The 17,079-nt window shown below is 28.1% G+C and carries 10 protein-coding genes; 5 read left to right on the top strand and 5 right to left on the bottom strand.

The window, feature by feature from the left end; translation table 11 throughout:
* The first annotated feature begins 108 nt into the window (after positions 1-108).
* Positions 109-1,338, top strand: coding sequence for a CCA tRNA nucleotidyltransferase (locus tag Q0V15_RS03230; protein ID WP_297435948.1), 1,230 nt, complete (start codon positions 109-111; stop codon positions 1,336-1,338).
* Positions 1,339-1,457: 119 nt separating this feature from the next.
* Here the strand turns inward: Q0V15_RS03230 and Q0V15_RS03225 are convergent, their stop codons facing one another.
* Complete coding sequence (locus Q0V15_RS03225; protein ID WP_297435946.1) at positions 1,458-2,429, bottom strand: GGDEF domain-containing protein; 972 nt, start codon at positions 2,427-2,429, stop codon at positions 1,458-1,460.
* A 128-nt stretch (positions 2,430-2,557) separates the two neighbouring features.
* The gene (gene addA / locus Q0V15_RS03220) at positions 2,558-6,439 is read right to left on the bottom strand and encodes a helicase-exonuclease AddAB subunit AddA (protein WP_297435944.1); all 3,882 of its coding nucleotides are present in this window, start codon (positions 6,437-6,439) and stop codon (positions 2,558-2,560) included.
* Between the two features lie 214 nt (positions 6,440-6,653).
* On the opposite strand from addA, the gene pnuC (Q0V15_RS03215) reads away from it, so the two are divergent.
* Both pnuC (Q0V15_RS03215) and Q0V15_RS03210 read left to right on the top strand, forming a co-directional pair.
* Positions 6,654-7,409: a nicotinamide riboside transporter PnuC gene (pnuC, locus tag Q0V15_RS03215; RefSeq protein WP_297435941.1), complete on the top strand. Its 756-nt coding sequence runs from the start codon at positions 6,654-6,656 to the stop codon at positions 7,407-7,409.
* Between the two features lie 119 nt (positions 7,410-7,528).
* Positions 7,529-8,137, top strand: coding sequence for a hypothetical protein (locus Q0V15_RS03210; protein WP_297435939.1), 609 nt, complete (start codon positions 7,529-7,531; stop codon positions 8,135-8,137).
* 50 nt (positions 8,138-8,187) lie between these two features.
* On the opposite strand, the gene Q0V15_RS03205 is transcribed toward Q0V15_RS03210, so the two are convergent.
* On the bottom strand, positions 8,188-9,249 hold the full coding sequence (locus tag Q0V15_RS03205) for a hypothetical protein (RefSeq protein WP_297435937.1): 1,062 nt from the start codon (positions 9,247-9,249) through the stop codon (positions 8,188-8,190).
* A 281-nt stretch (positions 9,250-9,530) separates the two neighbouring features.
* On the opposite strand from Q0V15_RS03205, the gene pnuC (Q0V15_RS03200) reads away from it, so the two are divergent.
* The gene (gene pnuC, locus Q0V15_RS03200) at positions 9,531-10,340 is read left to right on the top strand and encodes a nicotinamide riboside transporter PnuC (protein ID WP_297435936.1); all 810 of its coding nucleotides are present in this window, start codon (positions 9,531-9,533) and stop codon (positions 10,338-10,340) included.
* Between the two features lie 18 nt (positions 10,341-10,358).
* Here pnuC (Q0V15_RS03200) and addB read toward each other — a convergent pair whose 3' ends face one another.
* Together addB and Q0V15_RS03190 are read right to left on the bottom strand one after the other, a co-directional pair.
* Entirely contained in the window at positions 10,359-13,826 is a 3,468-nt protein-coding gene (gene addB / locus Q0V15_RS03195) for a helicase-exonuclease AddAB subunit AddB (RefSeq protein WP_297435934.1), read from the bottom strand.
* A gap of 231 nt (positions 13,827-14,057) precedes the next feature.
* Positions 14,058-14,921: a metallophosphoesterase family protein gene (locus tag Q0V15_RS03190; RefSeq protein WP_297435932.1), complete on the bottom strand. Its 864-nt coding sequence runs from the start codon at positions 14,919-14,921 to the stop codon at positions 14,058-14,060.
* 333 nt (positions 14,922-15,254) lie between these two features.
* Between Q0V15_RS03190 and yjeM the strand changes: the two genes are divergently transcribed.
* A complete protein-coding gene (gene yjeM / locus Q0V15_RS03185; protein ID WP_297435930.1) occupies positions 15,255-16,787 on the top strand; it encodes a glutamate/gamma-aminobutyrate family transporter YjeM in 1,533 nt (510 codons plus the stop codon).
* The last annotated feature ends 292 nt before the right edge of the window (positions 16,788-17,079 follow it).

The following is a 17,079-nucleotide window of genomic DNA, read 5'->3' as shown; positions in this document are numbered from 1 at the left end:
AAATTTAGAAATAAGCCTTAACAAATTTCTCTCTTAATACTATTATTTCACATATCAGAAATTTGTAAATACCTAATTATAAAGATTATAAAGGAGAGCTGTAAACCTATGTTTTTACCTCAAGATGTTCAATTTATTATAGATACTTTTAAAGAAAATTCATACGAAGCTTTTATAGTCGGTGGGTGTGTTAGAGATACTCTTCTTAATCGCGAAATAAATGATTATGATATAACAACAAATGCATTACCTGATATAACTATAAGCCTTTTTGATAAAACCATTCCAACAGGACTAAAACATGGAACTATAACTGTTTTATTAAATAAAGAACCTTATGAAATTACTACTTATAGAGTAGATGGTGAGTATACAGATAGCAGACGACCTGATGAAGTTAAATTTGTTACTCATATAAAAGAAGATTTATCTAGACGAGATTTTACTATAAATGCACTAGCATATAGCCCTTACTTTGGTTTTAAAGATTTCTTTAGTGGAAAAGATGACCTTGAAAAAAAACTAATTAAATCAGTTGGAGATGCTAATAAAAGATTCAATGAAGATGCTCTTAGAATGCTTCGTGGAATAAGATTTGCATCACAACTTAGTTTTACAATAGAAGAAAAAACTTTTGATGCAATTAAATTAAATTCTGAGTTAATAAGACATGTAAGCTATGAAAGAATCAATGTAGAGCTTATTAAAACTCTACTAAGTAATAATCCTAGTGCTGGAATTATAATGCTTTATGAAACTGGACTACTTGAAAATATATTCCCTAGTTTATATTCAAAGTATTTTGATATTCCTCACTTTGAAAAAAATATAAAAACGTTGGATAACCTAAGTGATTTTATACCATCTAAACTTACTTACATGATAAAGTCGTGTTTTAAAGATATAAGCCTTGCTGACTTTAGTAAAGCTCTAAAAAAATTAAAATGTGATAATAAGACACTAACTAATTGCATTTCACTATACAGTAACTCTTTAGGTTACTTTGATATTGATGATATTAGTTCTATAAAGCTCTATTTATCTAACATAGATAAATCACTTATAAATAAAATTTTAAATTATGATAAAGTTATTTGTGATGGTAATCTACAATTATTAGAAAAACAATTTATCATACAAAATATTCTTAAAAATAATGAGCCACTTACTATTAAAGACCTTGCTATAAATGGTTCAGATTTAATAGAAGAATATGATTTAAAAGCTGGTAAAATACTTGGAGATATTTTAGCTTCTTTACTTTTAGAAGTTTTTAAAAATCCAGATATTAATGAAAAGTCTACTCTACTTACCCTAGCAAAATCATTTATAGAGTAAAAAAATAGAGATGCACACTATAGCATCTCTATTTTTTCGTTTAGTTAAAATTGGCTAAAATCTAATATTTAAAATTCATCTTTCTTAGTTTTACCAATTTAACTAATTTTATTCTATTTTTAATTCACTACTCCATATTTAAGTTTTTGTATATAATCATTTATAGCCATTTTACTCTGTTCTTTATGATGTAATTTATGTTGATACATCATATAATCAGCCATTTTAAAAACATCTTTTATACTTTCTCTTGAATTCGTTTTAAAGTGATATCCTACCGATACACTAATTGGAAACTTTCTACTAACAGTACTCTTATTATATACTCTAAAAGTATCTTTAATTTCTAAAACCATTGTAGCTACATATTTCCTTGTTTTATTCTCAGTTATTATAACAAATTCATCTCCACCTGTTCTAAAGATAAAATCATCCTCCATTATAATAGATTTTAAACTTTTACTTAACATCTTAATAACATCATCCCCAAATGAATGTCCTAGACTATCATTTATTTGCTTTAATCTATCCATATCACAGACTATAACACCAATCCCGCAGGCTGATCTATATTCTTTTGCTTTTACTTCAAAATAATTTCTATTAAAACATCCTGTTAAATCATCATGAAATGATTTTTCAGTTAAGTACTCTTCTTTTAACTTTCTTTTATACAAAGCTTCTATAACGCGTCTTATTATTTCCCTAAACGGAAAAAAAACTTCCTTGTCTTTTATATTTTCTATTACATTAAACCCTATAAACACTTTATGATTTTGACTAACATCTACAAAAATATAATCTGAATCACCTATAACATTTAAGATGTTACCATTCTTTAGTGGAAATCTTCTTATCTCACAGCATCCAAGTTCATTATATCCCCTGTATACTATCAAATCTTTTTCTTCTAAGACTTCAAGTGTAAAGACACTATTTAAATTAAATAATTCTTTCATAACATCTGCTGTATAATCTAATGACTCATAAAAATTATTCATACATAAAAGTTTATATAATACACTATTTATCTTGTTACTTATTTTGCAATTACTACAAGCAATTTGTTGTTCCTCAAAAATTGAGCACATAATTTCACCTCATATAATAAGTACCATATACTATATTCTATTCCCATTTAATGGAATATTCAACACTTTTCATATATATTTTTATTATTTTTATTATTTAGTTATACCGCTTATTAAAATTTGTATATTTAATATTTAATTTCCTTATCAAGACCAAATAGGTATAGATACATCTCTGTAACCTTCTTACCTAATATTCTTTCTAAAGTTTGACTATACAAATCTATCTGTATTTTATATCGAGTAAGTAGCTTATCTTCTTCACCTACTTCTACATAATCTGTTTTATAATCTATAATCACAACACCATTCTCGTCTTCAAAGAAACAATCAATTATTCCTTGAAGTCTTAACATTTCATCTTTATAAATTTCCTTATCTAAATCATCATATAAATCTATAACCTTATATTCTCTAAAGAAAGGTAGCTCTCTATAAATTTTATATCCATTTTCTCTTGCCCTAAGCAATCTTTTTCCTATTTCAGATTTAAAGAAATTACTTATTTTAAACGCATTTACAGTATCAGCTTCTTCATCTGTTAATAATTCTTTTATAACCATTTTACCTACAAGCTTTCTTATATCTGAAACTGAAGTTTCATCAAAATTAAGATGCATCATTACAAAGTGCATTATAGTACCACGCTCTGCTGGAGTTATTCCTTTTTTCTCTCTCATAAAACTTGGTAAGTTTTCATCTGTTTCAAACTTAGTTATAGCAACTTCTTCTAATGCATCATTTTCTATATCTAAAGTAATATCATCCTTGCTTAAATCTAATGGCATATTAAAACTTTCAAGTTCTTCATCTTTAAATAGATTAATTACATTTTCATCATCAAGTGCTTTCTTCTTTAAATCTGATACTGATATATTAGATGGAATATTACATACTCCTTCAAATTTATAATTAAAGTTTAATCTCTCAAGAATTTCTCTTCCAATTTCAACTTCAGCTTTTTCAAGGTCTAAAACATCTTTTTCTTCTTTTTCTTCTTTTGCAGTTTCAAGAAGGTCTGCTCTTTGCCAAACTTTTAATTCCCATTTTGACATATCACCTGTATTTATAATCTCTTTACCTTCTCTAATTAATCCTCCATCTGGATGCTTAGACATAGCCATTCCTATCCAATCTATATAAGTCCCATTTTTCGCTGTAAGCTTACTTGGGTCTATTTTACTGCCCTCTGAAAAAGTTCCAGCCTCATACCACTTTGCAAATTTCTTTTCTACATCACGAAGTCCACCAATTATAATTAATTTTTCCCTAGCTCTTGTTAGTGCAACATATAAAATCCTCATTTCCTCTGATAAGATTTCAAGTTTTGCTTTATTTTTTATAGCAGTTTTTGCTATCCCTGTATATCTATTATGAGTATCAACATTAACAACATCTACTCCAATTCCAAACTCTTCATGATATAAAATATTTTTGTTTAAATCCATCATATTAAATTGTTTTCCTGTTGCCGCAAGGAATACTACTGGGAACTCTAATCCCTTACTTTTATGAATACTCATAATTCTAACAACATCTTCATTCTCACCAAGTATCTTTGCTGAACCTAAATCATTATTTGATGATTTTCTCATCTTATTTATAAAGTTTATGAAATTAAATACACCTTTAAAACTTGTTTCTTCATACTGCTTCGCTCTTTGGAATAATATTTTAAGATTTGCTTGTCTTTGTGGTCCATTAGGCATTGCTCCTACATAACCAAAGTAAGCTGTATCAGTATATAAAAACCAAACAAGTTCATCTATTGGTGTATACTCTGACCTATCTCTCCATAAATTTAATTTATCAATAAAATATTTACACTTAGTAACAAGTTCATCAGATGCTGATGTTTCACCATTATAAATCTTTTGAACATTCTCATAGAAATACTTTCCCTTTTCTATAAGTCTAACTTCTCCAAGTTCCTCTGCTGTAAATGAGAAAACTGGTGATCTAAGTGATGCTATAAGGTATATATCTTGCATCGGATTATCTATAATATTTAAGAATGACATTATTGTTCTTATCTCAGTTGTATCAAAATAACCTGTTCCTGTATCTGCATAAACTGGTATACCAACATTTCCAAGTTCCTCAACAATTCCACCACTCCAAGCTTTTGTTGCTCTAAGTAAAATTACTATATCTTTATATTTAAGTTTTCTATATTTTTTAAGTCCTTTATCCCAAACAACATAATTCTTCCCATCTGCTCCTGACATAAGTTCCTGTATTCTTTTTGCTATTATCCTTGCTTCAAACTGTGAGTCTTCTAAATCTGCTTCATCATTTGAGCCTTTATCACTGTCTTCCCCCTCATCCTCTGAGCTACTTTCATAAGATTTTTCCTCATCAATAGGACTTCCACTCTTATCAAAAATATGTAACTCTGTTTCAAGTAAGTTATATGAATTAAGATGACTCTCTTCCTCTACAACATTCCCCTCTATTTCACTATATGGAATCCCAAGATTAAGTCTTTCTTTTTCATCATACTCAAGTTCCCCTATTTTCTCACTCATAAGTGTTTCAAAAATATAGTTAGCTGATGATAAAACTTCTTTTCTACTTCTAAAGTTTTTAAATAGCATTATCTTTCTATTTTTATCACCATCATCTTCACCATATTTATTATACTTATCTAAAAACAGTTCAGGTTTTGCCTGTCTAAATTTATAAATACTTTGTTTTACATCCCCAACCATAAAAGCATTTGGATTTTTAGGGTCTGTTCTTCTTGAAACCATATCAACTATCTTTTCTTGAATACTGCTACTATCTTGATATTCATCTACAAGAACTTCAACAAATTTCTCCTTAAATTCTTTAGCAATAGCTGTTGGATTTGCATTCTCTCCTTTATTAATATCATCAACTAAAACCTTAAGAGATAAATGTTCTATATCATTAAAATCTAATATATTTTTCTCTTTTTTCTTTTCTGAAAATCTATTTTTAAAATCTATAACAAGCTCACCAAGACATTTTATAATAGGGTACATATAGTTTATACCCTTAATTATTTCATCAATATTATCACTTGGAACTGATTCTATAAGCTTTGTTATTTCTTTCTTTAATCCATCTCTTGCCGCTTTAATTTCATCTTTAAGATTTATATCTTCAACAAGTGCTTTCTTGATAGTCTTAATTCTAACAAATTCAATATTGCCAAGAGCCTCATATATAGTTCCAATATCATTTGAACTTAAAGTGTGTTTTACATTATTTATATAAGCTAAATCTGAATCTAAAGTTTCTTTATATGGCTCAAGCCAAGAATTTCCAATACATATATCTATAAGTTTTTGATATACATTAATAGCATTATAAATTTCATCTGACAGCGTTTCTATGATTGTTTCAACCCATTTAGTTTTATTTAAAGCATCTATATCATAAACGTTATACTCTTCTGCTTTTTCCATAAGCCACTTTTCTGGTGATGGTCCACTCATAACAAATCTATATAATCCAAGTATTTCTTCTTTTATTTTCTCATCATTATTTCCACTAGCAAATGCATCTATTAAATCTAAGAAAGGCTTACTTTGTTCTTCATATTTATCCTCTAAAAGTTCTGCTATAATATCATCCTTTATAATTGATGCTTCTGCATCATCAGAAATTCTAAATCCAGGGTCTAAATCTAAAAGGTGATAATTAGCTCTTATAATATTTAAACAAAATGAGTGCATAGTCATAATATTAGATTTACTAAGAAGTGATAACTGTCTTTGTAAAACTTCTGAATCTGGTTTTTCTTCTAAAGCTTTTGATATAGCATCACCTATTCTCTCTCTCATTTCTGCTGCGGCAGCATTTGTAAATGTAACAACAAGTAGTTTATCTATATCAACTAATGCCTCCCCCTCTGTTAGCATTTTTATGATTCTTTCAACAAGAACTGCAGTTTTTCCTGAACCAGCAGCTGCTGCTACAAGTAAATTACAATCCCTTGTGTAAATAGCCTGTTTCTGTTCATCTGTCCAAGTATCTCCCATTTTTATCTCCTTCTAATCTAATTATTTATTTCAAATTTCATCTTTTCTAGTCAAATTCTACTATTCTCTACTTATATTATAGCCAAATCAAAACATCTAAACAATTTACTTAATATAAATTTGAACGTATAATATATTGGTATACTATTTGTATATATTTTTTGTTCAAGATTGACAAAATTTTAACTATTCAATTTACCTTAAGGAGGATAATATGAATTTTTATAAAAAACTTACACCATTTAATAAAGTATTTTTTATTATATTTCTTCTAATAGATATAATTTTATTTATGATTCCAGCCTTTACACAAGGCTCTATGTCAATATTATTTACACTTCCTGCTATAATAACTTTTATATGTAGTGTAAGTGGAATACTAATGGCTATATACAACGCTGAAGCATCACTTCATTTCTTTATATGGGGGCTTGTTAATACAACTACATATACATATATAACATTTATTCAAAGCTTATATGGACAAGTAATTGTTACAGCTTTTGCAATAATTCCTGTTCAAATAGTAGGTTTATACATTTGGACTAAAAATTCAAAAGCTAATGGTGGAGAAAGTATAAAAATTAAAAAATTCACAAAAAAACTATGGATTAACCATATAATCTTTTTCGTGCTTGGTTCAATTTTATATGCTTTCTTTTTATTAAAGCTTCCATACTTAATAAATTACTTCTTTAGTATAAATATTAGTTCTGATAAACAACCTATAATGGACTCTATCAATGCTATTGCAACACTTCTTGCAATGTATACTGGAGCACAAAGATATATAGAGCAGTGGCTATTTTGGATTATTGCAAATACAACTGGAATAATAATATTTATTATTTCATTTATGCATTCTAGCAGCCTTTCAATTGACTCAATATCAACGGCTATTATGTGGTTACAACTTGAAATTAATACATTCTATGGATACTATCATTGGAAAAAATCTCTTGCAAAATAAGAAATATTTTCTTTAGTTTTTAATTTTGTAATCTTATTTTAATTGAGTTTTTATGCCTTTTAAGGTATCATTTCAAATAGATTAAGAGTTTATAATATTTAACTTTAAGGAGATTACAAATGAAGAAACTGATAGTGATACTTATTATAGTTCCACTTTTAGCACTTATAGGATATACAGCTTTTATTTATGTACAAGCTCACGAAATGACAGGAAGTGTAAGTGTAATCAATAATGCACAGGCTCAGACAAAACAAAATTATATACCTAGAATTCCTATTCCAACACAGTTCCCAGAACAGCCTGAAAGTCCAATGCCAGCAGCAGCTGCTGCTTATGCAGGAACTTGGGTAGTTACAAATGAAGTAGTTGGACATGAAGAATTCCCTGCTCCTATGGCACAGACATATGGAGTTGGTAAAACTATAATAATTGAACCAAATTACTTTAACAACAACTCAGAAATGTATCCACAATCAATGAAAAATCCTCATTATAGCATAATGTATCCTAGTGCTGAAGGACTTAGTGTAAGTTTCCCTTATAAAGGTGGTGGAGCTATGGGCGCTATCTATCCTGGAATTGAAACTTTAGTAGTTAATGCTCATGGAATAACTACTAACCCAGCTCCAAGATATAACTTTGCTGATCTTTACCTTGATGGTGGATCAATCATAGTTAACTCAAATGGTTACTTATTTAGATGTGTTAGACAAGTAAAAAAATAAAACAGTAACAAAAAGAGTTACCAAGCTTCTTAAGTTTGGTAACTCTTTTATTATACTAAAACACAAGTTTTTTTATCTTCTCTTAAAATTCTTTCTTCAACCATCTCGAACATCCCTCTATTTTCATCAAATACAGTTCTATCAATAACAATAGTTTCACCAATACCAAAACTAAAAGATATTTTCTTTTCTGAAACATCTACTTTATAGACATCATTAAAGCTATAATATTCTTCAACAAAACTATCCACAGAGTATATCCCTGTCTTAAATATATTAAGTGTTCTATTTTTTGGCTCACTAACTTTAAAATCTAATCTTGATTTTTGACTAACTTTAATATAAACAAATCCAATTAAAACTGATGTTGAAATTACAATAGCTCCTGCTTTATTTCCTCTTGATAAAACACTTCCAAGCATTGCAAATAAAAATAGAGTATATGGCACATAAAGTTTATCAAAGTTTTTTACAAAATTATAAACTTCTATATATTTATTTTTAATAATACTTCTAACAACATCATTAAAATCTTCTTCAACTTCTATTGAGTCATCAAAAGAAAGTTCTTTTTTCCCCATTTCAAAATATTCATTTTCAAATTCAAGCTCCATTCTCTCTAAAGCAATTTCTACTCTTCCAGGTTTAAGCTCTTTCTCTTCATCAATCAAAATATATTCTTTACCATCAGCAAGTTCTACTATTAAAGCATCATCAATTAATCCTTTAATTTTAAATCCACGAAGATTATATCTTGCAAAAGATTTACCGACTTTTTCTTCTGCATAAAATTTATCTAAATCTATTTTTAAACTAGCCTCTCCCGCTGAGTTAAATTCTGTTTCTGTTTTTTTTGTTCCAAAAATCTCTGCTTCTCTTCTTGCAAATAAAACTTGTATAAAAGCTCCTGTTGCCACAACAAGTATTACTGCTACATATGGAAATTTAATATTTGTAAAAACACTATGCCCGTACATTCCCATTAAAACTATAGTCATTAAAAGTGAAATATATAAAATCTTTTTTCCAAAAATAAAAGAAATCATAGACTTCCATTTTCTATTAAGCGCATTATGTTTCTTTTTTAAATATATATCTAAATCCATTTTCATATGCTCCCCCCTATACTTTAAAACATTCTTTTTACATACTTATAATTAATCTTACGATATAGATATTAAGCAAATGTTTAATATCTATAAACTTACTGAAAAATTTCCAGTAATCTTCTAATAAAATTTATAGATGTTAAGGTTATCATGTTATTTTCCTCCATTGATATTTAAATCTAATTCAGTTAGAATAAACATCTGACTTGTTGGCACTTGTGCTTACAAGTCTATTATTTTAAATTTCTTCTACTATTTATAGTAGAAATATAGGAGGTCGTTACATGACATTTTTCAAAAAATACTCGTCTTTTCATAAAACATTTTTCTTAGTATTCGCATTAATAAATATATCTTTATTTATTGCACCATTATTCTTTACAGGTTCACTTTCAAGCATTTTTAATTTTGCTTCAATTATTGGACTTATATCTACATTCGCTGGGCTTTTTGCTGCTATATATACAGCTAGAGGTGAAGTTCTTTGCTATCTTTGGGGATTCTTAAATGCCCTTGTATATATCTATATTGTTTTTACTGGAGATATGTATGGACAGGCAATATTATTTACATTCTTTAAACTACCAATGCAAGTAATTGGTTATAAAGCTTGGAAGAAAAGCCTTGCAAACTCAGATGATGATGTTGTAGAAGTTAAAAAGCTTACAAATAGAAACTGGGTAACTCTTGTTACTTCATTCTTTGTAATTTGGATAGCCTACGGTATATTCTTAAAATTCTTACCACAGATATTTGACTTATTATTTAATAAAACTATAACACCTGACTCAGATTTTATTGTTGACGCTTTAGCATCTACTTTAACAATCCTTGCAGTTATCTTATCAACAAAAAGATTTATGGAACAATGGTATTTATGGCTTAGTGCTAACTCAATTGGAATATTATTATTTACAATTTCTATAATTCAAAATAAAAGTTTTACTCTAACAACATTTGCTGGAATGATTATCTGGACACAGTTCACAGTTAATGCAGTTTACGGTTATATAAATTGGAGAAAGCTGAATAGGAAGGCTACAGAAAATGAATATAAAAACAATAAAAAAGAGGAATGTATAGCTACAATTTAAAGCTAACATCCCTCTTTTTTATTTATCTAATTCTTCCCCAACATTCATTGCAATTTTCTCCCAAACTTCTTTTGGCTTATCTTTTTCAAGTTTTCTATATTTGTTTCCTGGCACAGTTGTATCAAACTGGAATATATGAGCATATGGAGAGTTTTCATATAAATATTCTTTATCCGTATCATATGGCTCAAGTGCTATATTTCCACTAATCATATCTGTACAAAGTTCTATAACTTTATCATTAACATAGTTTCTTAAAATATCAAATTGTTTTTCTGTTATAAGACTGTCCTTATTTCCAAGCTTTCCACCCTTGATAAAGTTTGCTGGAATAATCATAGATGATTTCCCTTCTTCAAGCTCATTATCCATTGATAAAGCAATCTTTGGATCTTTAAGCATAAGTCCATCAAACTTAAGCTTTTTAAGAATTTCTATTTCAATTTCTTCTTCTGAAAGTTCTTTTTTACTTGTTATCATAGGATCATCAAGTCTAAAGTAGAACATAGCTCCTGGCATAGCCTGTTTTTGTATAATTCTTTCAGAATTTTTTAGTAACACATCAAGATACACAAGCAGTTGAATTTGAAGCCCATTATAAAGTTTATTCATATCAAATTTTTTCTTCCCAGTTTTATAATCTATAATTCTTATATATGAATTACCATCTAATTCAAGAGTATCTACTCTATCAACCTTTCCAATTAAATAAACTTTTTCACCTGTTGGAAGGTCAACTTCAATCGGCTCATCATCTCCATAACCGAAACCAAACTCATTACTAAAAATCTCAAACTCACTTCTTCTCATCTGCTCTGCAATAGTCATAACAGACCTTGTTAAAATCTTTTTATATCGTTCAGTCAAATACTTAAATCTATTACTACTATTCAATATAGAAATTTCATTATTGTTAATCTTATCATTAACAAGATCATTAACCATTCCTCTACATTCTTTTTTACCTAAATCACTCCATCTTTTTTCCTTTGATTTAATATCGTTAGTAAAATCATCTAAAACTTCATGCATAAAGCTACCAAGGTCTGGTGCTGAGAACTCATATAACTTTCTATCCTTAGCCTTAAGCCCATACTCTATAAAGTAAGCAAATGGACACTGTGCATATCTCTCTAGTTTAGAAACTGAAAACATAAGCTTTCCATTATCAGAACTATATAAATTTTTAGCCATTTCCTTTGAAATGCTATTCTCTATATTAGAATATTTAAGCCCTTTAACTACATTATCAAGTTTTACATTCCATTTTTCATCATCATTATAATATTTATATACCTCATCCCAATGTGAACCAGGTTCTTTATGTTCAAAATCTCTTCTTATAGCTGAAATTAGCTCATTAAATGTAGGTGATTTAGAACTTACATCATAAAACTCATCCCTATTTCTTGAAAGATTATATCCACTACTTTCTTCTTTAAGTTTTGGAAATATCTTTTTAATTCTATGAGTTATAACAGATGGTCTCATAGCTTTACCCTCAAAATCTGCAAGAGGATATGATATAACCATATAATCCCTAGCAATAGTTAATGCTGTATAAACCATAAACTGTTCCTCAAATGCTTGTGTTCTTGTATCTGCTGCAAGTTCCATCCCAAGTTCTTTAAGCATATTTCTATCTCTATCAGATAAAATACCCTCCTCAGCACCTGCTGATGGTAAAACACCATCATTAGCCCCTACTATATAAATAGCTCTTGCACCTCTACTTTTAATCCTTGTTATATCACCAATATTAACTTGGTCTAAAGCAACTGGTACAACACCCATCTCATATTTAGAAAACCCAACATTCAATATTTTTATAAATTCTTTCTTATCAACTTTTTCATCACCTAAAACATCAACAGATTGCTCTAAAACTTCCATAAGAATATCTAAAATTTGAGAATATTCCTTAACCTTACTCGGCATTTCCTTCTTCTCAAACTCTTCAACCTTATCCTTAACTCTTTGAAGCACTCCTGTATCATTTAAAAACTCATAAAGTGCAACTGCATATTCTTTTAAAGTTCCCTTCTTCCTACATTTTTCTTCAAGCTCACGAAGTGGTTCTTCAACATATGATTTAATATCATTTATGGTATTTAAATACGTAATTTTTTCCTCTGTTAATTCCTCTGCTTTAAAACTGTTAATACTAGCATAATCCCAGTTTTCAATTTTCCACTTATCACCCTTAATTCCATATGCTAAAACATAGTTCTCTAAAATATCAATATTTTCTCTATCTATTCCTGTAAGTCCACTTTTAAGATACTTAAATACACTTTCATATGACCAATTTCTATTTATAATATCAAAAGCTGAAGTAACTAAAATCACAAGTGGATTACTAGCAACATCAATTTTCTTATCTATATAATAAGGAATTTCATAATCCTCTAAAATTACAGATGCAACTTTTCCATAAGCATCAACATTTCTACAAATCACTGAAATATCTCTAAACCTATAATTTTCTTCCCTAACAAGTCTTAAAATATCCTTTGATATAAACTCAATTTCATCATAACTATTATTTGCTCTATATAATCTTAAGTTTTCAACTTCATTATTATAAGTCTTAAATGGATAGCTATAAATTTGCTTCTCCATATGAGCTAGCTCCGGATTATTTTTAAATCTATATGGTACTTCAGTTTTAATATTATGATATCCTTTAAATCCTATATTATTTTCCTCAATAGCTTTGAGTAATCTCTTTTCAGTTTTCTTAGTAACACTATAAATATCACTTTCTTTTAAATCATAACTCTCACTACCATCACTCATTGATAAAGTTATGTTAACCGACTTAGCCTTTTTCATAAGCTCAATAATTATATCCATCTGCTGTGGAGTAAAAGTTGTAAACTCATCAATCCATATATCTGCCCCTTTGCAATATTCACTATCTTTAAGCTTTTTCACTAAAAGTGCAAGTTCATCCTCACCATCAATATAAGCTTTATGTAACCTCTTGTTAAACCCTCTAAAAATCTTTTCAAGGTCAGATAACTTATTCACAAGCTCCGGATCTGAAATATCATTTATCATTGTTAAAAGAACTTCTTCATCAACATTATATTTTTTAAACTCTGTAACAAGAGTAGATATAATATCTATAAAACCTTCTTTTTTAGCAGCTACACCAAAAACTTTCATATCTCCTATAACATCATCTAAAACCTTATGAATAAGCATACTTTTTGCAGCATCTTTAATACTTCTCCTTGTAACTCCACCATCATTATTAAAAACTCTATTTGCAAGTCTTTTAAAACTTAAAACCTCGGCACTTAAAACACAACTTTCTCCAATCATACCAAGCATTTTATTCTCAGTTTCAAAAGTAAACTGCTCTGGGACAATAAGAATCTTTTTATTATCTGAACCTTTTTCTAAACTTTCTTTCATTTCATTTATACAATATAAGCTTTTTCCAACACCAGCTCTACCATATATTATTTTTAATGCCACTAGTTTCACCTCTCCCTCAAAATATCTACATATTTTAATTATTGTCTAATAATATAATTTTACACTTATTCTACTTTCTATAAAATAAATTCTTTTAATTTTTTAAAAATCAGTTCTATAAATCTGCTTAACACATATATATTATGTAAAGATATTAAATTTAAAAAGTAAATATATTTTAAAATAAGCCAATAAACTGTAGTCCCCCTATAGTTTATTGGCTTATTTAACTTAAACAAATCTTGGTGAAGATATAAGTTCCTTTTTAACAGCTAGCACACCATCTTTAGTAGATTTTATAACCCACTTAACCAAAGCTATTGTCCCATTTTTAATTTCAATACAAGTTACTGTATATGGTAATACGCAGCATCCACAATTAAAATATTGAATCTCATTTTTATCTGGAAATATAGTATTATGTGTATGCCCTATAATCACCGATTCATTATTTTCCTTGCACCACTTATAAACTCTATTATCAACACTTTCTCTAACATTATCACATTTAGCAGGACTAAGTATTTCCTTAAAAGATAAAACCCCATTTAAAAAGCTCCAAATATATCTAACTAAAAACTTAGATGCAAAAGCAAACTCTGAGCTTATATAATCAAGCTGATGTCCATGAAAAACTAATACGTCTTTACTTTCTGAAAATTTAAGCAAAAGCCCTTCATGAATTTCTAAATCTAAATAAAAATCTTTTAAAAGTTCATTTTTACTTTTTTGAATATTATTTTTGAATTTTTTCTTAGCCTTTTCATCATCATGATTTCCATAAATCATATAAAATCTATTATCCTGTTTAAATTGATTGAAAATCTTATATTCATCAGTATGTGCAAAATAAATATCATTAATATTTTTAAACTTCCATAATTCATCACCATCACCATCTTCAATATACGTAAAATTTTCATTATAATAATACCTAAGTGCTGTAAGATAAATATTAACATTAGGATATAAAGCATCTTTAAAACTACCATCTCCTCTATGGCAATCACTAAATATAACTAACCTATCTGAATTTTTTATATTTAAAACTTTCACATTGCTTTTTAATTTACTTATTCTATCAATTCGTCCCATAAAATACTCCTAAGATTACTATATATATTTATATGATTATTTATTCAAAAATAACTTTAATATTAAAATATATTAACTATTATAAATCTCTAATCGTTTCACTAAAAAAGTATGACATAAATGCTTTTTATAGGTTACTTTTTTATAAATTGTGAATATCTCTTTAATTTTCTTTGAAAAAGTGTTAATATATATATTAGAAAGAACATTAATTAAACAAAAGAAAAAACATTTTATTGTATAATTATGCAACAAAAATGAATAAATATACGAAAGGAGAGAACTTGACTCTAAAATTGATTATTAATCTTTTTTAGATATAGGAAAATTATTATGCAAGATTCATCGCAAGAAATTTTATTAGACGATAACAAAGAAAAGTACAAAATCTCGTTTATCAGTTTTGTAGGAATTATCTTCATCACTGTTTACGGATTGCAAAACGCTCAACAGATTTACTATCAAATGGGGTATGCAGCAATTACTTATGTAATTATCGCAGCACTACTTTATTTTATTCCATACTCATTTATAGTAGCTGAAATGAGTTCAGCATTTAAAAACAAGAGTGGAGGAATTTACTCGTGGATGTCCGAGACAGTAGGAGAAGGGTTTAGCCTAGTTGGAACATTTATTTGGTATGGAGCTTTCGTAATCCTATGGTTCTCTGTAACAGTTATTACTGTTAACCTATCAGTTGCCATTTACGGAACAGATACAACTTCAACATGGCATATGGGTCATTTATTTAACTCACCTGAAACAATCGCTATAATAGGAGCAGCATATATCATAATAGTATCATTCATCTCTACTAGAGGACTTAAAAGAATGACAGTATTATCAAATATCTCAATTGTTACAGTAATTATTTCACATATTTTATTACTTGGTGGAGGACTTGTAGTTTTCGCTTTATCTGGATTCCATTTCGCACAAGGATTTGATTTCCATCATATACAAAATTACTTCTATGGACCAAACCCAAGCTATGCCTCACTTTTACCAGCAATAGCATTTATGGTATTTACTATATTCGTATTTGCAGGAATGGAAAATAGTGCAGGACTTGTTGACCAAGTTAAAGATGCTAAAAGGAATGTACCTAAGGCAATTATACTTTCAACAATAATCATAACAATCTTATATATTGCAATCATTATCATAACTGGTATGGTTGATAACTGGAATACAACTTTTGGTGGTGGACATGTTAATCTTGGAAACTATTCAATTTATATAATACAACAACAATTTTATAGATTTGGTTCATTATTTGGAATGTCACAAAGTGCTTCTATAGGAATAGGAATGTGGGTTAATAGAATACTTAACATATTAACACTAATAGGTTTCGCATCTATGCCACTTAGAATATACAGCCCTATAAAACACCTTATGGAGGGGTTACCTAAAGGAGTTATTCCTGAAAGAATAACTAGACCTAACTCACATGGACTTCCTTCAATGGCTATATTAATTCAAACAGTTATAGTTGCAGGATCTATCCTACTTCTTGGATTTGGTGGTAGCTCAGTATCAGAATTATTTAATAAAATAACTCTGATGTCATTTGTAGCTGGTACTATACCAATATCATTTATTATCTTTGCTTATATTAAGTTTAAGAAAAATGATAAAATTGTAAAAGAATATGAGTTCTTTAACAAAAAATGGGGAATAACTGTTGGAATCATCTGCTTTATAGCAGTAACATTTACAAATATATTCTCAATAATTCAACCAGCACTTAGCGGTCAATGGTCTAATACTATTTGGGTTGCTATGGGACCAGTCCTATTTGGTGGAATTGGATTTATACTTTATTTAAGACATAAAAAAAGAATGAAAAATAGTAATATATAAAAAAAAAGAGACTGCAACGCAGTCTCTTTTTTTTATATTTCAAATCAAACTATTTCAAAGGTAATTATACTTTAAATTATAATGAATTTTTTCTTTCACTATTCTTCACTATTTAGTAAACTTCTACATCTTTAATTCCAAAAACTAGAATTTAGTTCTGCATAAAAATACACTTGTCCTCCACTGGTGAATGTACTCTAAAAAAATATTTATTGTTAAATATTCTTATGTTCTATATTTTTTAGCATAAATTTATATTTAATATGAAAATTATTATCAAAATTAATATTTT

The sequence above is a fragment of the uncultured Clostridium sp. genome, from assembly GCF_947036855.1.
Lineage (GTDB): Bacteria > Bacillota > Clostridia > Clostridiales > Clostridiaceae > Sarcina.
The sequence above is the reverse complement of the archived record's forward strand: the minus strand, read 5'-3'. Positions and strand labels throughout refer to the sequence as shown.